The organism is Microvirga sp. 17 mud 1-3, assembly GCF_003151255.1.
In the GTDB taxonomy this organism is placed as follows: Bacteria; Pseudomonadota; Alphaproteobacteria; order Rhizobiales; family Beijerinckiaceae; genus Microvirga.
In genome coordinates, this window is record NZ_CP029481.1 from 3025646 (window position 1) to 3041069 (window position 15424).

Annotated in this window: 12 protein-coding genes; 6 read left to right on the forward strand and 6 right to left on the reverse strand. The window is 66.8% G+C overall.

Annotated features, from left to right (window positions below):
- Nucleotides 1-14: 14 nt before the first annotated feature.
- The 6 genes from C4E04_RS14350 to C4E04_RS14375 are packed head-to-tail and all read right to left on the reverse strand — an operon-like array spanning nucleotide 15 to nucleotide 7446.
- Nucleotides 15-1958, reverse strand: coding sequence for a CocE/NonD family hydrolase (locus C4E04_RS14350; RefSeq protein ID WP_109598331.1), 1944 nt, complete (start codon nucleotides 1956-1958; stop codon nucleotides 15-17).
- Nucleotides 1955-3541 (reverse strand): ABC transporter substrate-binding protein, encoded by a 1587-nt coding sequence (locus C4E04_RS14355; RefSeq protein ID WP_109598334.1) that lies wholly within the window; start codon nucleotides 3539-3541, stop codon nucleotides 1955-1957. Before C4E04_RS14355 ends, C4E04_RS14350 begins: the two co-directional genes overlap by 4 nt.
- Nucleotides 3542-3559: 18 nt before the next feature.
- Nucleotides 3560-4591, reverse strand: coding sequence for an ABC transporter ATP-binding protein (locus tag C4E04_RS14360; RefSeq protein WP_109598336.1), 1032 nt, complete (start codon nucleotides 4589-4591; stop codon nucleotides 3560-3562).
- Complete coding sequence (locus C4E04_RS14365) at nucleotides 4588-5562, reverse strand: ABC transporter ATP-binding protein (RefSeq protein ID WP_109598338.1); 975 nt, start codon at nucleotides 5560-5562, stop codon at nucleotides 4588-4590. The genes C4E04_RS14360 and C4E04_RS14365 overlap by 4 nt, the downstream gene beginning before the upstream one ends.
- A 10-nt stretch (nucleotides 5563-5572) precedes the next feature.
- The gene (locus tag C4E04_RS14370; protein WP_109598340.1) at nucleotides 5573-6475 is read right to left on the reverse strand and encodes an ABC transporter permease; all 903 of its coding nucleotides are present in this window, start codon (nucleotides 6473-6475) and stop codon (nucleotides 5573-5575) included.
- Complete coding sequence (locus C4E04_RS14375) at nucleotides 6472-7446, reverse strand: ABC transporter permease (RefSeq protein ID WP_109598342.1); 975 nt, start codon at nucleotides 7444-7446, stop codon at nucleotides 6472-6474. The genes C4E04_RS14370 and C4E04_RS14375 overlap by 4 nt, the downstream gene beginning before the upstream one ends.
- A gap of 202 nt (nucleotides 7447-7648) precedes the next feature.
- On the opposite strand from C4E04_RS14375, the gene C4E04_RS14380 reads away from it, so the two are divergent.
- From C4E04_RS14380 to dxs, 6 genes are all read left to right on the forward strand, one after another.
- The gene (locus tag C4E04_RS14380; RefSeq protein WP_109598344.1) at nucleotides 7649-8566 is read left to right on the forward strand and encodes a LysR family transcriptional regulator; all 918 of its coding nucleotides are present in this window, start codon (nucleotides 7649-7651) and stop codon (nucleotides 8564-8566) included.
- Between the two features lie 131 nt (nucleotides 8567-8697).
- Nucleotides 8698-9315 (forward strand): phosphohydrolase, encoded by a 618-nt coding sequence (locus tag C4E04_RS14385; RefSeq protein ID WP_109601148.1) that lies wholly within the window; start codon nucleotides 8698-8700, stop codon nucleotides 9313-9315.
- A 190-nt stretch (nucleotides 9316-9505) separates the two neighbouring features.
- On the forward strand, nucleotides 9506-10024 hold the full coding sequence (locus tag C4E04_RS14390; protein WP_109598346.1) for a tyrosine phosphatase family protein: 519 nt from the start codon (nucleotides 9506-9508) through the stop codon (nucleotides 10022-10024).
- A 53-nt stretch (nucleotides 10025-10077) separates the two neighbouring features.
- Complete coding sequence (locus tag C4E04_RS14395; protein WP_109598348.1) at nucleotides 10078-12789, forward strand: DUF2339 domain-containing protein; 2712 nt, start codon at nucleotides 10078-10080, stop codon at nucleotides 12787-12789.
- Between the two features lie 37 nt (nucleotides 12790-12826).
- Nucleotides 12827-13075 carry an exodeoxyribonuclease VII small subunit gene (locus C4E04_RS14400; protein ID WP_109601150.1) on the forward strand — a complete coding sequence of 83 codons (249 nt, stop codon included), beginning with the start codon at nucleotides 12827-12829 and terminating at the stop codon, nucleotides 13073-13075.
- An 85-nt stretch (nucleotides 13076-13160) separates the two neighbouring features.
- Complete coding sequence (gene dxs, locus C4E04_RS14405) at nucleotides 13161-15077, forward strand: 1-deoxy-D-xylulose-5-phosphate synthase (RefSeq protein WP_109598350.1); 1917 nt, start codon at nucleotides 13161-13163, stop codon at nucleotides 15075-15077.
- The last annotated feature ends 347 nt before the right edge of the window (nucleotides 15078-15424 follow it).

Genomic DNA, 15424 nt, shown 5'->3' on the forward strand with positions numbered 1-15424 from the left:
GTGATACGCCGCCTCTATTCGCTCCGGATGCCCTTCAGGGTCCTGATCTGCCGCGCAGGCACGCAGGGAAGGATGATCCGCGAGGCATGGACCGCGTCGCAATAGACGGAGTTGCGCGCGACCCTGCGGGTCCGCCCCATGCCCTCAGGCTCACCTGTGTTGGGGTTCACGTCGAATTTCGGGAAGTTGGACGACGAGATGTCCAGCCGGATCCGATGGCCTTTGGCGAACAGGTTCGCGGTCGCGAAGGGCTCGATGGTGATCCTGAAGACCTCGCCCGGCACGATCGGCTCCGGGTTCTCCCAGGACTTGCGGTAGCGGCAGCGCAGAATGCCGTCCGTCAGGTTCATGGCGTATCCGGTTGGATAGTCCCGGGACGGCGGATGGACGTCGATCAGCTTCGCGGTGAAATCCGTATCCAGAGCATCGGACGAGACCCAGAGCTCGACCGTGATGGGACCGACGACCGCGAGATCCTCATCCAGCGGCTGCGTCTCAAACGAGAGCACATCCCGGCGCGCCGAGAGCGGAAGACCCGGATGACGGCAACCGAAGAATTGCGGCGCCTCCCGCTGGTCGAAGACGCCGCCTTCGAAGACCGGCTGGCCGCTGGTGAGCGCGCCGCCGATCGTCGGCACCGGATCGGAGGGATCGAAATCGTAGCTTAGGGCCGCTACGTTCTGCTCGGCAGGCGTCTCGCGAAGCTCTCCGTTGTGGTGGATGTAGAAGGGCCGGAACTCCGTCTCGGGCAGCGGCCAAGATGTCGCCTCGATCCAGCGGCCGCCATGATCGAGCTTGCCGGCTTCCGTCTTGCGTCCCGTTCCGCCGCCCATGAGGAACAGGCGGACCGGCGGCTCGGCATCGACGCCGTTCGCGTCCGCCTTGAGCCAGCGCGTGAACCATCGCCGCCGGAATTCCAGCCAGGATGGCGTCACGTTGCCCGAAATCGTGGCGTTCTCGCCGAAATAAGCATCGCCCGCGAAGGTCGTGTTGCGATTGCCGTGCAGCCACGGCCCCATGATCACGGAGACCGGCCGCTCTCCGCTGCGGGTCAGGCCTTCGTAATTGTCGAAGGTCGTGCTGACATAGGCATCGTACCAGCTCGACAGGAGCGCGACCGGGACCTGCGGGAAGGTGTCGTAGGACCCTTCCGCATAGATGCCGACCTTCTTCCAGAAATCACCGAACGTGCCCTGGCGCCACTGCTCCAGCACGTAGCTCTCGTATTCGGGCACCCACCGCACCGGCGAGCGTCCCTCGGACCACGGCATGACATGGAACCAGGACTTCAGGTCCTCGGCCTCGAGGGCGCCGAGGATCAGCGGATCGTTCTGCGCCTCCGGGCTCTCCTTGGCGTTGTTGTAGGCCCAGGTGAGCTGCTTGAGCTCGAAGGCGCCGCCCTGGCGAATGCCCGTGCGGTACGCGCTCGAGAAGCCGCCGGAATCGAGCACCATGCAGGCGAGCCCCGGCGGGTTCAGGCAGGCGAGAGCCGCCTGCGTATGCGCCGCATAGGACAGCCCCATGGTGCCGATCTTGCCGTCGCACCAGGGCTGCTCCACGATCCACGCGCAGGTGTCGTAGCCGTCCGGACCTTCAGAGAGGTACTTCGTGAACGTGCCCTCCGAATTGTAGCGCCCGCGGCAATCCTGATAGACCACCACGAAGCCGGCCCTCACGAAATGCATGGCGACCTCGGCCCGCGTCATGGGCCGCTCCATGCCGGGCTCGATCTCCGAGCGCGAGCGCTGCGTCTTGCCGTAGGGCGTCCTCTCCATGATGGCCGGGAGGGCCCCCTCGACGGGCTTTCCGCCGACGGCCGGGCGGTACACGTCCGTCGCGAGATGGACCCCGTCGCGCATGCGGACCATCACGTCCCGATGCACCACCACGTCGTCGGCGAGGACCTCCACGGCAGCAGCCGTGGAGGAGGCGGTCTGTCGAACGGCCTGTGAGGTCATTGGGCGATACCTGCGAGCGGAGCCATCAGGTCCTCACCCCTGTTGGGCGTGTAGGTGACGTTCGCCTTGGAGGCCCAGTACACCTTCGGCCAGAACAGCGGAATGACGCCGACATCCGTCATGGCGATCCGGGTCGCTTCCTGCAGGAGGGCGACGCGCTTCTGCGGATCGAACTCCGATGTGGCCTCCTTCATCTTCGCGTCGAACTGCGCGTTGGAATAGCGCGTGCGGTTGAAGGAGCCCGTTCCGGCTTCCTTGTTGGGCGTCATCAGGAGGTTGCGGAGGCTCGTCGCCGAGGTGGGCGTCGTGGTGCCGAGGGAGAAGATGAAGGCGCTGAACTGCTGCTTGCCCGCCGCGGACGCATAGACGTTGTAGGGCTGCGCGACGACGCCGTTCACCTTGATGCCGCCGCGGGCGAACATCTGGCCGATCCCCTGCGCGGTTTCGGCATCGCCCGGGAAGCGGTCATTGGAGGTATGCAGCGTCAGGCCGAACCCTTGAGGGAAACCGGCCTCGGTGAGCAGCTTCTTGGCGCCTTCCGTGTCGGCGGCCGGCGCCTTCAGGGACGGGTCGAAGCCGCCGATTCCATCGGGAACGATCTGCCCGGCCGCCTCGCCGGCCCCGTCCAGGATCCGGTCGACGATGAGCTGGCGGTTGACGAGCTTCGACAGTGCCTGGCGGACGCGCACGTCCTTGAGCGGGTTCGGGTTCAGAGGCTTGCCGTCCGGCCCGACCACGAACGGGCTCTCGTCGCGGCTCGCATCGAGCGCGAGATAGACGACGCGTGCAGAGGGGATCGACCAGAGCTTGAGGCCGTTCACGCCCGAGAGGGTCTTCACGTCACCCGGCGGCACCGCATCGATCAGGTCGACGGAGCCGGAGCGCAGGGCTGCGACGCGGGCCGCATCGTTGGCGATGAACTTGATCGTGACGTTCTCGAAGGCGGGCTTCTTGCCCCAGTAGGAATCGTTGCGCACGAGCGAGATGTGATCGCCCGGCACCCATTCCTTGACCTTATAGGGGCCCGTGCCAACCGTCGCGGAACGGTCGTTGAAGGCCTCGATGGTCTTTCCTTCGGCGAGCTTCTTCTGGACGATGTAGACGAGGCCCACCTGCTCGATGAAATCGGGCGTGGGGTTCTTCGTCTTGAACTCGATCGTCTGCGGATCGACGATCGTCATGCTGGCGATGGAGCCGACATTGCCCGTGAAGGGCGCGGGGCTATTCGGGATGTCCTTCACGCGGGTAAGGGAGAACACCACGTCCTCGGCGGTGAGCGGGCTGCCGTCCTGGAAGGTCACGCCCGAGCGCAGCTTGATGCGCCACGTGGTCGGGTCCACGTTCTGCCAGGATTCCGCGAGCGCAGGCGTCACCTGCAGGTTCGGATCGGGCGAGATGAGCCGGTCGAAGATCTGGGCGGCGATATTCTGGTTGTTGCCGGTGCGCGAGAAATGCGGATCGAGCGCGGAGGGCTCCGTGGAGCTGCCGATGATCAGGTCCGCCGCATAGGACGGCGAAAGCCCGAGGAGGCCGACCACCGAGACGGTGATGCTCAGGCACTTCAGGCGGGACAGAGGCTTCATGGTGTTCTCCCTTCTGGATCAGAGTGCGGCGGCGGTCTGAGGCCGCTCGCCGGGCGTGGTCACGTCGTTGAGGTGGCAGGCGCTGATATGGCCCGGCGCGATTTCCCGCAGCGCCGGAGCCTCGCGCCGGCACCGATCGAAGGCGTGCGGGCAGCGGGGGTGGAAATGACACCCGCTGGGCGGGGACAGGGGCGACGGGATCTCGCCCTTGATGGACGAGAAGGTGCGCCGCCGGTTGGCGATGGAGGGCACCTCATCGAGGAGCGCGACCGTGTAAGGGTGGTTCGGCCTTGCGAAGAAGGCCTCGGCCGGAGCGCTCTCGACGATGCGGCCGAGATACATGATCGCGACCCGGTCGCTGATATGCTTCACGACGCCGATGTCGTGGCTGATGAACAGATAGGTCAGCCCGAGGTCGCGCCTCAGCTCCATGAACAGGTTGATGATCTGCGCCTGGATCGACACGTCGAGGGCCGCGACGGATTCGTCGCACACAATGAATTGCGGCTTGACCGCGAGGGCCCGCGCGATGCCGATGCGCTGCCGCTGACCGCCGGAGAATTGGTGTGGAAAGCGCTCGCGGTAGTTGGGATCGAGCCCGACGCGCTCCATGAGGCCGGCGACGTAATCCGCCTTCTCGCGCCGCGGCACGAGGCCGTGTGCGACAGGCGCCTCGCCGATGATGTCGATAACCCGCTTGCGCGGATTGAGGGACGACATCGGGTCCTGGAAGATCATCTGGGCCGCAAGGCGCGCCGCGCGGGCCTCCTTGTGCGGAAGCTCCCGGCGGTCCCGGCCATTCCAGAAAACGGTTCCGTCGCTCTGGGGCATGATGCCCGCCATGACGCGGCCGAGGGTCGATTTTCCGCAGCCGGATTCGCCCACGAGGCCAACCACCTCGCCCGGCATGATCCTGAGATCCACATGGTCGACCGCGTGGACGACCTGAGGCTTCACGTCGGCCCCGAGATAACGCGCGAGCCGCTCCGCATAGTCCAGTTCCCGGACGAAGCGTTTCGAAACTCCGGCGGCTTCGATCAGCGGCGTCATGCGGCTCTCCTCGCCTGCGGGTGGAAGCATCGCCATGCGACGGGACCGGCGCTCTCGAGCGGCGGCTCCGTTCCGCAGATCTCCGTTGCGAAAGCGCAGCGCGTCCGGAACGCACAGCCGGAAGGCCTGTGGAGCGGAGACGGCGCCATGCCCGGAATGGCCTTCAGCGGTGCTCCGCGCGGCACATTCGCGGCGACCGATTGCAGAAGCCCGATCGTATAGGGATGAACGGGGCGGTCCAGCACATCGTCCGTGGGCCCGGTCTCGACGATGCGGCCGGCATACATCACGGCGATGCGGTGCGCGAGGCCGGCCACGACCCCGAGATCATGACTGATCCACACGAGCGCCATGCCGAGCTCCTTCGAGAGCGTCTGGATCTGCGCGAGGATCTGCGACTGGATGGTGACGTCGAGCGCGGTCGTCGGCTCGTCCGCGATGATGAGGTCAGGGCGGTGCAGGAGCGCGATCGCGATGGCGACGCGCTGGCGCATGCCGCCGGAGAACTGGTGCGGATAGGCCGCAAGCCGCTCCTCGGGCGACGGGATGCCGACCATGCCGAGCGTATCGCGGGCCCTCGCACGTGCTTCCTTCACGCTCACCTTCTCGTGGGCCAGGACCGTCTCGACCATCTGCGTGCCGACGCTGAGCACGGGGTTCAGCGTCATCATGGGATCCTGGAAGATCATTGCGATCCGCCGGCCGCGCAGCTTCTGCATCTCGTGGGTCGGAAGCCCGACGAGATCCTGCCCCTGGAAGAGGATCCGCCCGCCGACGACCCGACCGGGCGGGTCGACCAGCCCGAGGATCGAGAAGCCGGTGATCGACTTGCCCGATCCGGATTCGCCCACGAGCCCGAGCACCTCGCCGCGGGCGACCTCGAAGCTGACGCCGTCGACGGCTTTGACGACGCCCTTCTCGGTGAAGAAATGGGTCTGGAGATTTTCGACGATCAGGGTCGAACCGGTCATGCCATTCCCCTCACCGCTCGAGCCGCGGGTTCAGCACTTCGCGCAGGCGGTCGCCGACGATGTTGATGCTGAAGACGAGGAGAACCAGCAGAATGCCCGGATAGACGCTGATCCAGTACTGTCCCGACATGAGAACCTCGTAGCCGTTGGCGATGAGAAGGCCGAGGGACGGCTCGGTGATCGGCAGCCCGATGCCGAGGAAGCTCAGGGTCGCCTCCGCCGAAATGGCGTTCGCGACCTGCAGCGTGCCGATCACGATCAGGGGCGGAAGGCAGTTGGGCAGCAGGTGCCCGAAGAGGATGCGCGTCCGGCTCAGGTCGAGGCAGGCCGCCGCCTCCACGTATTCCTTGCCCTTCTCCACCAGGGCGGCGCCGCGCACTGCCCGGGCGAAGAGCGCCCATTGCACCAGCACCAGGGCGAACATGACCTTGCCGATGCCCTGGCCGATGGTGGCGAGCAGCATCAGGGCCACGAGGATGGTCGGGAAGCCGAGCATGAGATCGACGAGGCGCATGATCAGCGTGTCGACGCGGCCGCCGAAATAGGCCGCCATCAGGCCGAGCGCGGTGCCGATCCCGAGCGCGATGACGCCGCTGACCACGCCGACTGCGAGGCTCGTGCGCAGGCCGTAGATCATGGCCGACAGCATGTCCCGTCCCTGCCCGTCCGTGCCGAGCCAGTAGATGCCGCCATCCATGCTCTCGGAGCCCGGCGGCAGCCGCGCATCCATGATGCTGATCTGCATCAGGTCGTAAGGGTTCTGCGGCGCGAGCCACGGCCCGACGGCCGCCGCGAGGAGCAGCAGCACGAGGACGACGGCCGCGACGGTGGCTTTCGGGCTCTTGAGCAGGCCGTTGAGCGCGCGTCCCAGCAGCGTGTCGGAGGCTGGTCTCCGAAGGATGGCGGCCGTCATGATGCGCTCCCCAGCCGGATCCGCGGGTCGAGCAGCGAATAGAGAATGTCGACCACGAAGTTGATGACGATGAACAGGGTGACGACGACGAGCAGGTAGGCCACCACCACCGGCCGGTCGAGGCGCATGATCGAGTCGATCAGCAGCTTGCCCATTCCCGGCCAGGCGAAGATCGTCTCGGTCACGATCGCGAACGCGATGAGGCTGCCGAACTCGACGCCGACCACCGTGACAATGGGGATCATGATGTTCTTGAGCACATGCACCGAAACGATCCGGCGCTCCGAGAGCCCCTTGGCCCGCGCGAACTTCACGAAGTCGAGCGGCATGGTTTCCCGCACGCCGCTGCGCGTGAGGCGGATGACGAGCGAAATCTTGAAGAGCGCGAGATTGAGCGCCGGCAGGATGAGATGCATCACGCCGGACCAGGTCGCGAGGCTCGTCCTGATGCCGAAAAGGCTCCCGACCTCGCCGCGGCCCGTGGACGGCAGCCATCCCAGCCAGACCGAGAAGATCATGATGAGCATCATGCCCTGCCAGAAATTCGGCAGGCTGAAGCCGAGGATCGAACCGGTCATGACGGTTTCGTCCACGGCCGTGCCGGGCTTCAAACCGGCCCAGAGGCCCAGCGGGATGCCCAGGACAAGCGAGAGCGCGAGTGCCACGAAGGCGAGTTCGAGCGTCGCCGGCATCCGGTTGAGGATGAGGTCGATGGAAGGCTGGTTGAACACGAAGGAGCGGCCCAGATCGCCATGAAGGGCGTTCCAGATGAAGGTGCCGTATTGCTCGATGAGGGACCGGTCGAGCCCGAGCGCCCGGATCGCCTGCTCCCGCTCGGCGGGCGAGGCATCGCCGGCGATCAGGATGTCGACCGGATTGCCGATGGCGTAGATGCCCGCGAAGACGATGATCGACGTGATGAAGAGAACCAGCAGACTTTGCGAAAGTCGTCTAATAATGAAAACAGTCATAGGAAAGGCTCCGGCGGCCGGAGCCGGCAGCCCGCACAGACTTTCGGAGTTTTCCGCAGATAACGTTCCATCGATACGCTTTCATTCGGACAGTGTGGGATAATTACGCATCGCCCGGGGGCACGCGCAACAGTATGAGGAAATGAGATAGGTCAATGAAATTTTGGGAAAGCGCGGCGGCGCCTGAGGCACGTTCCGGACCATGAACCTGAAGCAGCTCGAAGTCCTGAAGGCCATCGTCGCCACGGGCTCCACGGTCGGCGCCTCGACGATCCTGGGAATTTCGCAATCTGCCATCAGCCGGCATCTGACGGGCCTCGAGGCCGAAATCGGCTTCGAACTCTTCATCCGCGACAAGGGACGCCTCATCCCAAGGCCAGAGGCCAAGGCGCTCGTGCCCGAGGTGGAGGAACTCACCGAGGTGCTGGCCCGCGTCCGGCGGAAGGCCGCCGACATCAAGGCGGGATCGAGCGGCGACACGCTGCTCAGGGTTGCGTTCCCGCACAGCATCACGACCACGCTCCTGCCCAAGGTCCTCTCCCAGTATTTCGAGCTCCATCCCAAGGCCGTCGTGGAGACGCTCTCTGGCCCCTACGGGGCGATCGAGCAGATGATCCAGGCGCGCAGCGCCGATCTGGGCTTCGTGCGCCTGCCGACCGAGGACCAGAGCTTCAAGGTGCGGCCGCTCCTGCGCGGCGAAACCACATGCGTCATGGCGAAGGGACATCCGCTGGCCTCGAAGGAGCAGGTGGAGCTGAAGGATCTGGCGCGGAACGATCTCATCCTGCTGGGGCGGCAAAGGACGGCACGGCACGAGCTCGAATACGAGCTGCGCAACGCCAGGGCGCCCCATCACTGCCGCGTGGAGGTCCATTCGGTCGAGGCGGCCTGCGCCTGTGCGGCGGCCGGCCTCGGGGTGGCGGTCGTTCCGGCGCTGATCGCAAGCTTCTTCCGCTCGCCCGAGATCGTGATGCGCCCCTTCCGTCCGGCCCGCATCTCCGATTACGGGATCATCACCCTTCCGAGCCTCCCCCTGTCGAAGCGGGCGGAGGATTTCGTGGCGCTCTTCGCCCAAGAGGTCATCTCGAAGGCCACAGGCACGGTCAGCATCGACGCATGAGCCCGCCCGGCAGCGCCGGTCGGCATCTCTAACGGATCTGCGGGCATCGGTGGTAAAGGACGGCGCGAGGCTCCGGGGACGGATTCGGCACGGACCTCCGCATGATTTATGTCTCTTTCGAGAAGGCTGCGATGACGAGCACAAGGGCCTGGGTACGCCTGCCATCCGGCAAGCGGCTCGATCTTCTCCACCCCACTCCCTTCGACTGGGACGACGAGGATCTGGCGCTCGGCCTGGCGCGGACCTACCGGTGGGGCGGTCACTCGGCATGGCCCCTGCCCCTCTCGGTGGCCCAGCACTCCTTGAGCGTCATGCTCCTGAGCCGCACCCTCCTGGGGGCCGAAAACACGCCCCAGCGCGAGCTCAGGGAATTGCTGCACGATGCGGATGAGGGCCTGCTCGGCTTCGATTGCATCTCGGTCATCAAGCCTTTCCTGGGCGAGGGCTTCCGCACGCTCACGGAGCAGCTTCAGAATGCGATCTTCGTCCGCTACGGCCTCCAGAAATGGACCGCGAGGGAGAAGGCACTTCACAAACGGGCCGACCGCATCTGCGCGGCGACCGAGGCCGTCCACGTGGTCGGCTGGAGCATCGAGGAGGCCCGCCGCACCCTGAAGATCCCCCACGAGCCGCTCTGGAACGACCCCCTCGTCGCGCAATATGGCGGCACGCCCTGGGAGCCGTGGCCGCCGACGGTCGCGGCCGAGCGTTTCCTCGCGGAGCTGCGGCGCCTGACCGCGAAGGCGTAAAGGCCTTTGAGACGCCCTGTCGCGGGTGAGTGCCCGTCCGTATGGTCACGCCGCCCGCCGGAGCATCGGACGCAAAAGTGGGAACGGTTCTGCGTGAAAAGATGCTCAAAAACAAAAGCTTAAAGCCATGAATCCTCCTATGATCCCTCCTCTGCCCTGATGGGCTTCCTCCCATACGAGGCTCAAGACCATGCCGACCCTGCACGTCTGCCCCCTGTCCCGCCTGCACGACACGGTGACGGAAATCCGCGCCAGCCACGTGGTGACCCTGATCAATGTGGGCTCGGCCGTGGAGCGCCCGCCCGCCATTGCGCCGGAGCGGCATCTTTTCCTCGGCGTGAGCGACATCGTGGAGCCGATGGACGGCCATATCCTGCCGGCCGCCGAGCATATCGAGCGGCTGCTTGCCTTCGTCGGGACCTGGGAGCGGGAAAGCCCCCTCGTGTTCCATTGCTGGGCCGGGATCAGCCGCTCGACCGCCGCAGCCTTCATCTCGGCCTGCGCGCTCGCGCCGGAGCGGGACGAGGCCGAGATCGCCCAGGCCCTGCGGCTCGCCTCCCCCACGGCGACGCCCAATGCCCGCTTCGTCGCCCTTGCGGACGACGTGCTGGGACGGCGCGGCCGGATGGTCGAGGCGGTGCGCGGCATCGGCCGCGGGGCCGAGGCTATGGAGGGCACACCCTTCATGTTACAGCTTAGCAGGGGCTAGACGATTCCGCCTGCGGCGGGGCTCTGTCCTGGAAAAAAGCCTGAGGAAACGCTTTGGACATTGAGTTCCTGCTGCTCGTTCTGCTCGCCCTGTCCTTTCCGGTCAGTGCCATCGTCGGCCTTGTCCTGGCCGTCAAGGCACGGCGCAGCGTCGCGCTTCTGACCACCCGGCTGGAGCGGCTCGAACATCTCCTTAGGGAAGGCGCCGCCCCGGTTGCCGCCGCGGCCGAAATCCGGCCGGAAGAGCCGGAGGCCGTCCCGGAAACGCCTTTCGCCGAACCCGGAGCCTTTCCGGCCGAAGCGGAGCCTCCCCGCGCGCCCGTCCCGGCCATCGCGTCGGCCCCGCCTGTCGAGGCGGCCCTGCCCGGCCGGGCGGCAGGCGGGCGCGGGCTGGAGGAGAGGCTCGGCACCCGCTGGGCCGTGTGGGTCGGCGGCCTCGCGCTGGCGCTCGGCGGCCTCTTCCTGGTGCGCTATTCCATCGAGCAGGATCTCCTGAGCCCCGGCACCCGGATCGCCCTCGGCGGCCTCTTCGCCCTTGCCCTGGCCGGAGCCGGCGAATGGCTGCGCCGGCGGGAGCAGGGTGTCGCCCTGCCGGGCATTCCGTCCGCCCATGTGCCCGGCATCCTGACCGCGGCCGGCACCTGCACGGCCTTCGCGTCCGCTTTTGCGGCCTACGCCCTCTACGATCTCATCGGCCCGGGAACGATCTTCGTGCTCCTCGGCCTCATCGCCGTGCTGGCCATGGTGGCCGCGACCCTGCACGGACCTGCCCTTGCGGCACTGGGCCTCGTGGGCGCCCTGGGAAGCCCGCTCCTCGTCTCGTCGGAGGCGCCACAGCCCTGGGCGCTCGTGATCTACCTCTCGTTCGTGGTGCTCCCGGCCTATGGGGTCGCCAGACTTCGCCTCTGGCGCTGGCTTGCGCTCGCCGCCGCCATCGGCGCCCTCCTGTGGGCCCTGCCGATCTTCTGGACCGGCGAAGGGTCTGCCCTGCCGGCAATGGTGCATCTCGCCCTCCAGGCCGGCCTCGCGGCCTTCTTCCTGGCCATCGACCCCTATCGGGACGCCCAGGGCGAGGAGCCGGCGATCCTGGACATCCCGGCAAGCGGGGTCCTCCTGGCCTTCGGCGTGGCGGGCATCGCGGCGGCGACCTCGGTGAGCGCCGGGGACGCACGCTCCGTTTTCTCGGCAGCGCTGATCCTCATCCTGCTCACGGCCGGTCTGCGGGTGCCCCAGGTTGCGCCCGCCTCCGCCTGGGCGGCGCTCACCGCTGTCGGCACCCTGACGTTCTGGCCGATCCGCACCCTGCTCGGCCAGGATCCCGAGAACATCTTCTATCAGTCGGGCGATCTCTTCACGGCCCGGCCCGACGCGCTCGGCATCTACTTGGCCTTCGCGGCCCTCTCGACACCCCTGATCGCCGCAGCCGCCCTGATCCGGCTATCCCGCTCTCCCGGCCTGCCCCTGCGGCTCGCTGCCTGGTATGCGGGCGCTGCGTCCGTCGGGCCTCTCCTGGCGCTCGTGGCCGCCAATTGCCGCGTCGCCGCGCTGGAAAGGAGCCTGTCCTTCGCCCTCGTGGCCGCCCTTCTCGCCCTTCTCCTGGTCTATGCCACCATATGGCTGCGCCGGAACCCGGACGCGGAGGCCCCAACCCTCCGCCTCGGGATCGGCGCGACCGCCTCGGCGGCCCTCGGCGCCCTGGCCCTGGGCCTCACCTTCGCGCTGGACAAGGGCATGCTGACCGTCGCGTTCGCGCTCACGGCGCTCGCCACCGCCTGGGTATCGGAAAGGATCGCCATTCCGGCGCTGCGCTACGCTGTCGGGGCCATCGGCCTCATCGTGACGGCGCGCCTGGCCTGGAGCCCGACCATCGTCGAGGGCAATCCGGGGCCGGTTCTCGTGAACTGGCTGCTCTGGGGCTACGGCATCCCGGCCGCCGCCTTCCTCCTGGCGAGCCGCCTTCTGGAGAGGTCCGGCCGGGATACCGTCGTCCGCCTGACCGAGAGCCTCGCGATCGTCTTTACGACCTTCCTGGTGTTCTTCGAGATCCGCCATGCCCTGCATGCGGGCGATCCCCTGGCGGCCGATTTCGGGCTCCTGGAGGCCGGCCTCGTGGCAACCGAGAGCCTCGCCTTCGCGCTGGTCCTGACCCGGCTCGACCTGAGCCGCTCAGACCCGGTCTATCGGGTGGGCTCGCTGATCTTCAAGGTCGTCTCCGTCTTCCTCTGTGCAGGCGGCCTGCTGATCGCCGCGAACCCGCTCCTGACGGACGATCCCGTCCAGGGCGGCGTTTTCTTCAACGCCCTGATCCCGGCCTATCTCCTGCCGGCGGTTCTCTCCCTGGCGCTCGCGCTCCAGGAGCGGCGGACGAGACCGGCGGCCTATTCCTGGACCTCCGCCATCCTCGGCCTCCTTCTCCAGATGACCTATGTGGGCCTGGCGATCCGGCGAATCGTCCAGGGGCCGGAGCTCGGCCTGTGGCGCGGATTCGGCCAGGGCGAGCAATGGGCCTATTCGGTGGCGCTGCTTCTCACGGGCATCGCGCTCCTCGGCATCGGGCTCCTGCGCGATATTCGCTTTGCCCGCCTCGCCTCGGCAGTATATCTTGTGCTCGCCGTCCTGAAGGTGTTCATCGTCGATCTGGCCAATCTGGAAGGCGTCATGCGGGCTTTGTCCTTCATCGGCCTCGGCCTTGTTCTCATCGGCATCGGTCTCGTTTATCAGAGGCTCCTCGCACAACGGCCGGCCGGTGCTCCGGCCACACGATAGACCCAGGACGGAGGACGATATTTTGGCGGACGGCGGCATGAGCGACACCACTTCCATCAAGGCACTCCCTTTCGAGAAGGCCCTGGCCGAGCTGGAGGAAATCGTGCGGCGGCTCGAGCGCGGCGACGTCCCCCTCGAGGATTCCATCGCGATCTACGAGCGTGGCGAGGCCCTGAAGAAGCATTGCGAGCAGCTTCTCAAGAAGGCCGAGGCCCGAATCGAGAAGATCACCATCGGCCCCGACGGCCAGGCCTCCGGCAAGACGCCCCTCGACGTGGACGAGTAAGGGCTGCGGCCGCGCACGCGCGCCCCTCTTTCAACCTATAGTTATGGGCCCAAATCCGGTGGCCGAAGCCTTGGAGTGAAACGCCTTGGCGACCTTGTCCACTCCCCTCCTCGACACCATCGCGACCCCGGAGGATCTCCGGCGGCTTTCCGAAAACCAGCTCCGGCAGGTGGCGGACGAGCTGCGGGCAGAGACCATCGGGGCCGTCTCGGTCACGGGCGGGCATCTCGGCGCGGGTCTTGGCGTGGTGGAGCTCACGGTCGCGCTCCATTATGTGTTCGACACGCCGCGCGACCGGCTGATCTGGGACGTGGGCCACCAGGCCTATCCACACAAGATCCTGACCGGGCGGCGCGACCGCATCCGCACCCTGCGCAAGGCGGGCGGCCTGTCCGGCTTCACGAAACGGGCCGAGAGCGAATACGACCCCTTCGGAGCGGCGCATTCCTCCACGTCGATCTCGGCCGGCCTCGGCATGGCCGTGGCGCGGGATCTGAAGGGGCGGACGAACAATGTCGTCGCGGTGATCGGCGACGGCGCCATGTCGGCCGGCATGGCCTATGAGGCCATGAACAATGCGGGTGCCATGCAGTCGCGCCTCATCGTCATCCTCAACGACAACGACATGTCGATCGCGCCGCCGACGGGCGCCATGTCGTCCTACCTTGCGCGGCTCGTCTCCGGCGGCACCTACCGGGGCATTCGCGAGGCCGCGAAGCAATTGGCGAAGAGGCTGCCGAAATTCATCTACGACAAGGCCGCCAAGGCCGAGGAATTCGCCCGCGGCTTCTGGACCGGCGGCACCCTATTCGAGGAACTCGGCTTCTACTATGTGGGCCCCATCGACGGGCACAACCTCGACCATCTCCTGCCGGTGCTGAAGAATGTGCGGGATTCCGAGACGGGCCCGATCCTCGTCCACGTAGTCACCCAGAAGGGCAAGGGCTATGCGCCCGCGGAAGCTGCGGCCGACAAGTACCACGGGGTCGTTACCTTCGACGTGGTGACGGGCGCCCAGGCCAAGGCGAAGGCCAACGCTCCCTCCTACACCAAGGTTTTCGGCGAGAGCCTGATCCGAGAGGCCGCCAAGGACGACAGGATCGTGGCCGTCACGGCCGCCATGCCGACCGGCACGGGAATCGACATGTTCGGCCAGGAATTCCCGGCGCGCACCTTCGACGTAGGCATCGCCGAGCAGCACGCGGTCACCTTCGCGGCTGGTCTGGCGACGGAGGGCTACAGGCCGTTCTGCGCCATCTATTCCACCTTCCTCCAGCGCGCCTACGACCAGGTGATGCACGACGTCGCCCTGCAGAACCTGCCTGTGCGCTTCGCCCTCGACCGGGCAGGCCTCGTGGGCGCCGACGGGCCGACCCATGCGGGCGCCTTCGACATCGCGTTTCTGGGCTGCCTGCCCAACATGACCATCATGGCGGCGGCCGACGAGGCGGAGCTGGTCCACATGGTCGCGACCGCGGCCGCCCATGACGGCGGTCCCATCGCGTTCCGCTATCCACGGGGCGAAGGCGTTGGCATCGACCTGCCCGCGGAGGGCCGTCCCCTTCCGATCGGCAAGGGCCGCATCGTCCGCGAAGGCAGCCGAATCGCAATCCTCTCCCTCGGCACCCGCCTGTCCGAGGCGCTGAAGGCCGCCGAGGAGCTCGAATCCCGCGGCCTTTCGACCACGGTCGCAGATGCCCGCTTCGCCAAGCCGCTCGACGAGGATATGATCCTCCGGCTCGCCCGCGAGCACGAGGTGCTGATCACCGTGGAGGAAGGCTCCATCGGCGGCTTCGGCGCTTTCGTGCTTCAGCTTCTCGCCGACAGGGGCGCCCTGGACCGGGGCGGCCTGAAGGTCCGCTCCCTGGTCCTGCCGGACACCTATATCGACCACGACAAGCCGGAGCACATGTACGCGAAGGCCGGACTCGACGCGGCGGGCATTGTCACCCGGGTCTTCGAGGCCCTCGGTCAGGAGGTCTCCCGTAAAGCGCGGGCCTGACGGAAGAGGCATTTTCTCGTGTGAGGGGCGCTCTCCACTGTCATTCCGGGGCCGCGAAGCGGAGCCCGACCCGAAGGGCCACGCGAAGCGGGGAAACCCATAGCCGCTAACGCCGCAGGAGAAAGCGCAGTGGTCATCGTTAGCATTGTTCTGAGATACTGGTGTTTATGGGTTCCGGACTTGCCTGACGGCAATCCGGAATGACGGAGGATCCGCCAACCTGCTCTCCTCCCCCTTGTGGGGAGGAGCTGGAGGTGGGGGTGTAGGCGCAGGACAGAATCCAGCTTAGCGCCGACACCCCCACCCTTAATCCCTCCCCACAAGGGGGAGGGAAACACGTCGCGCTC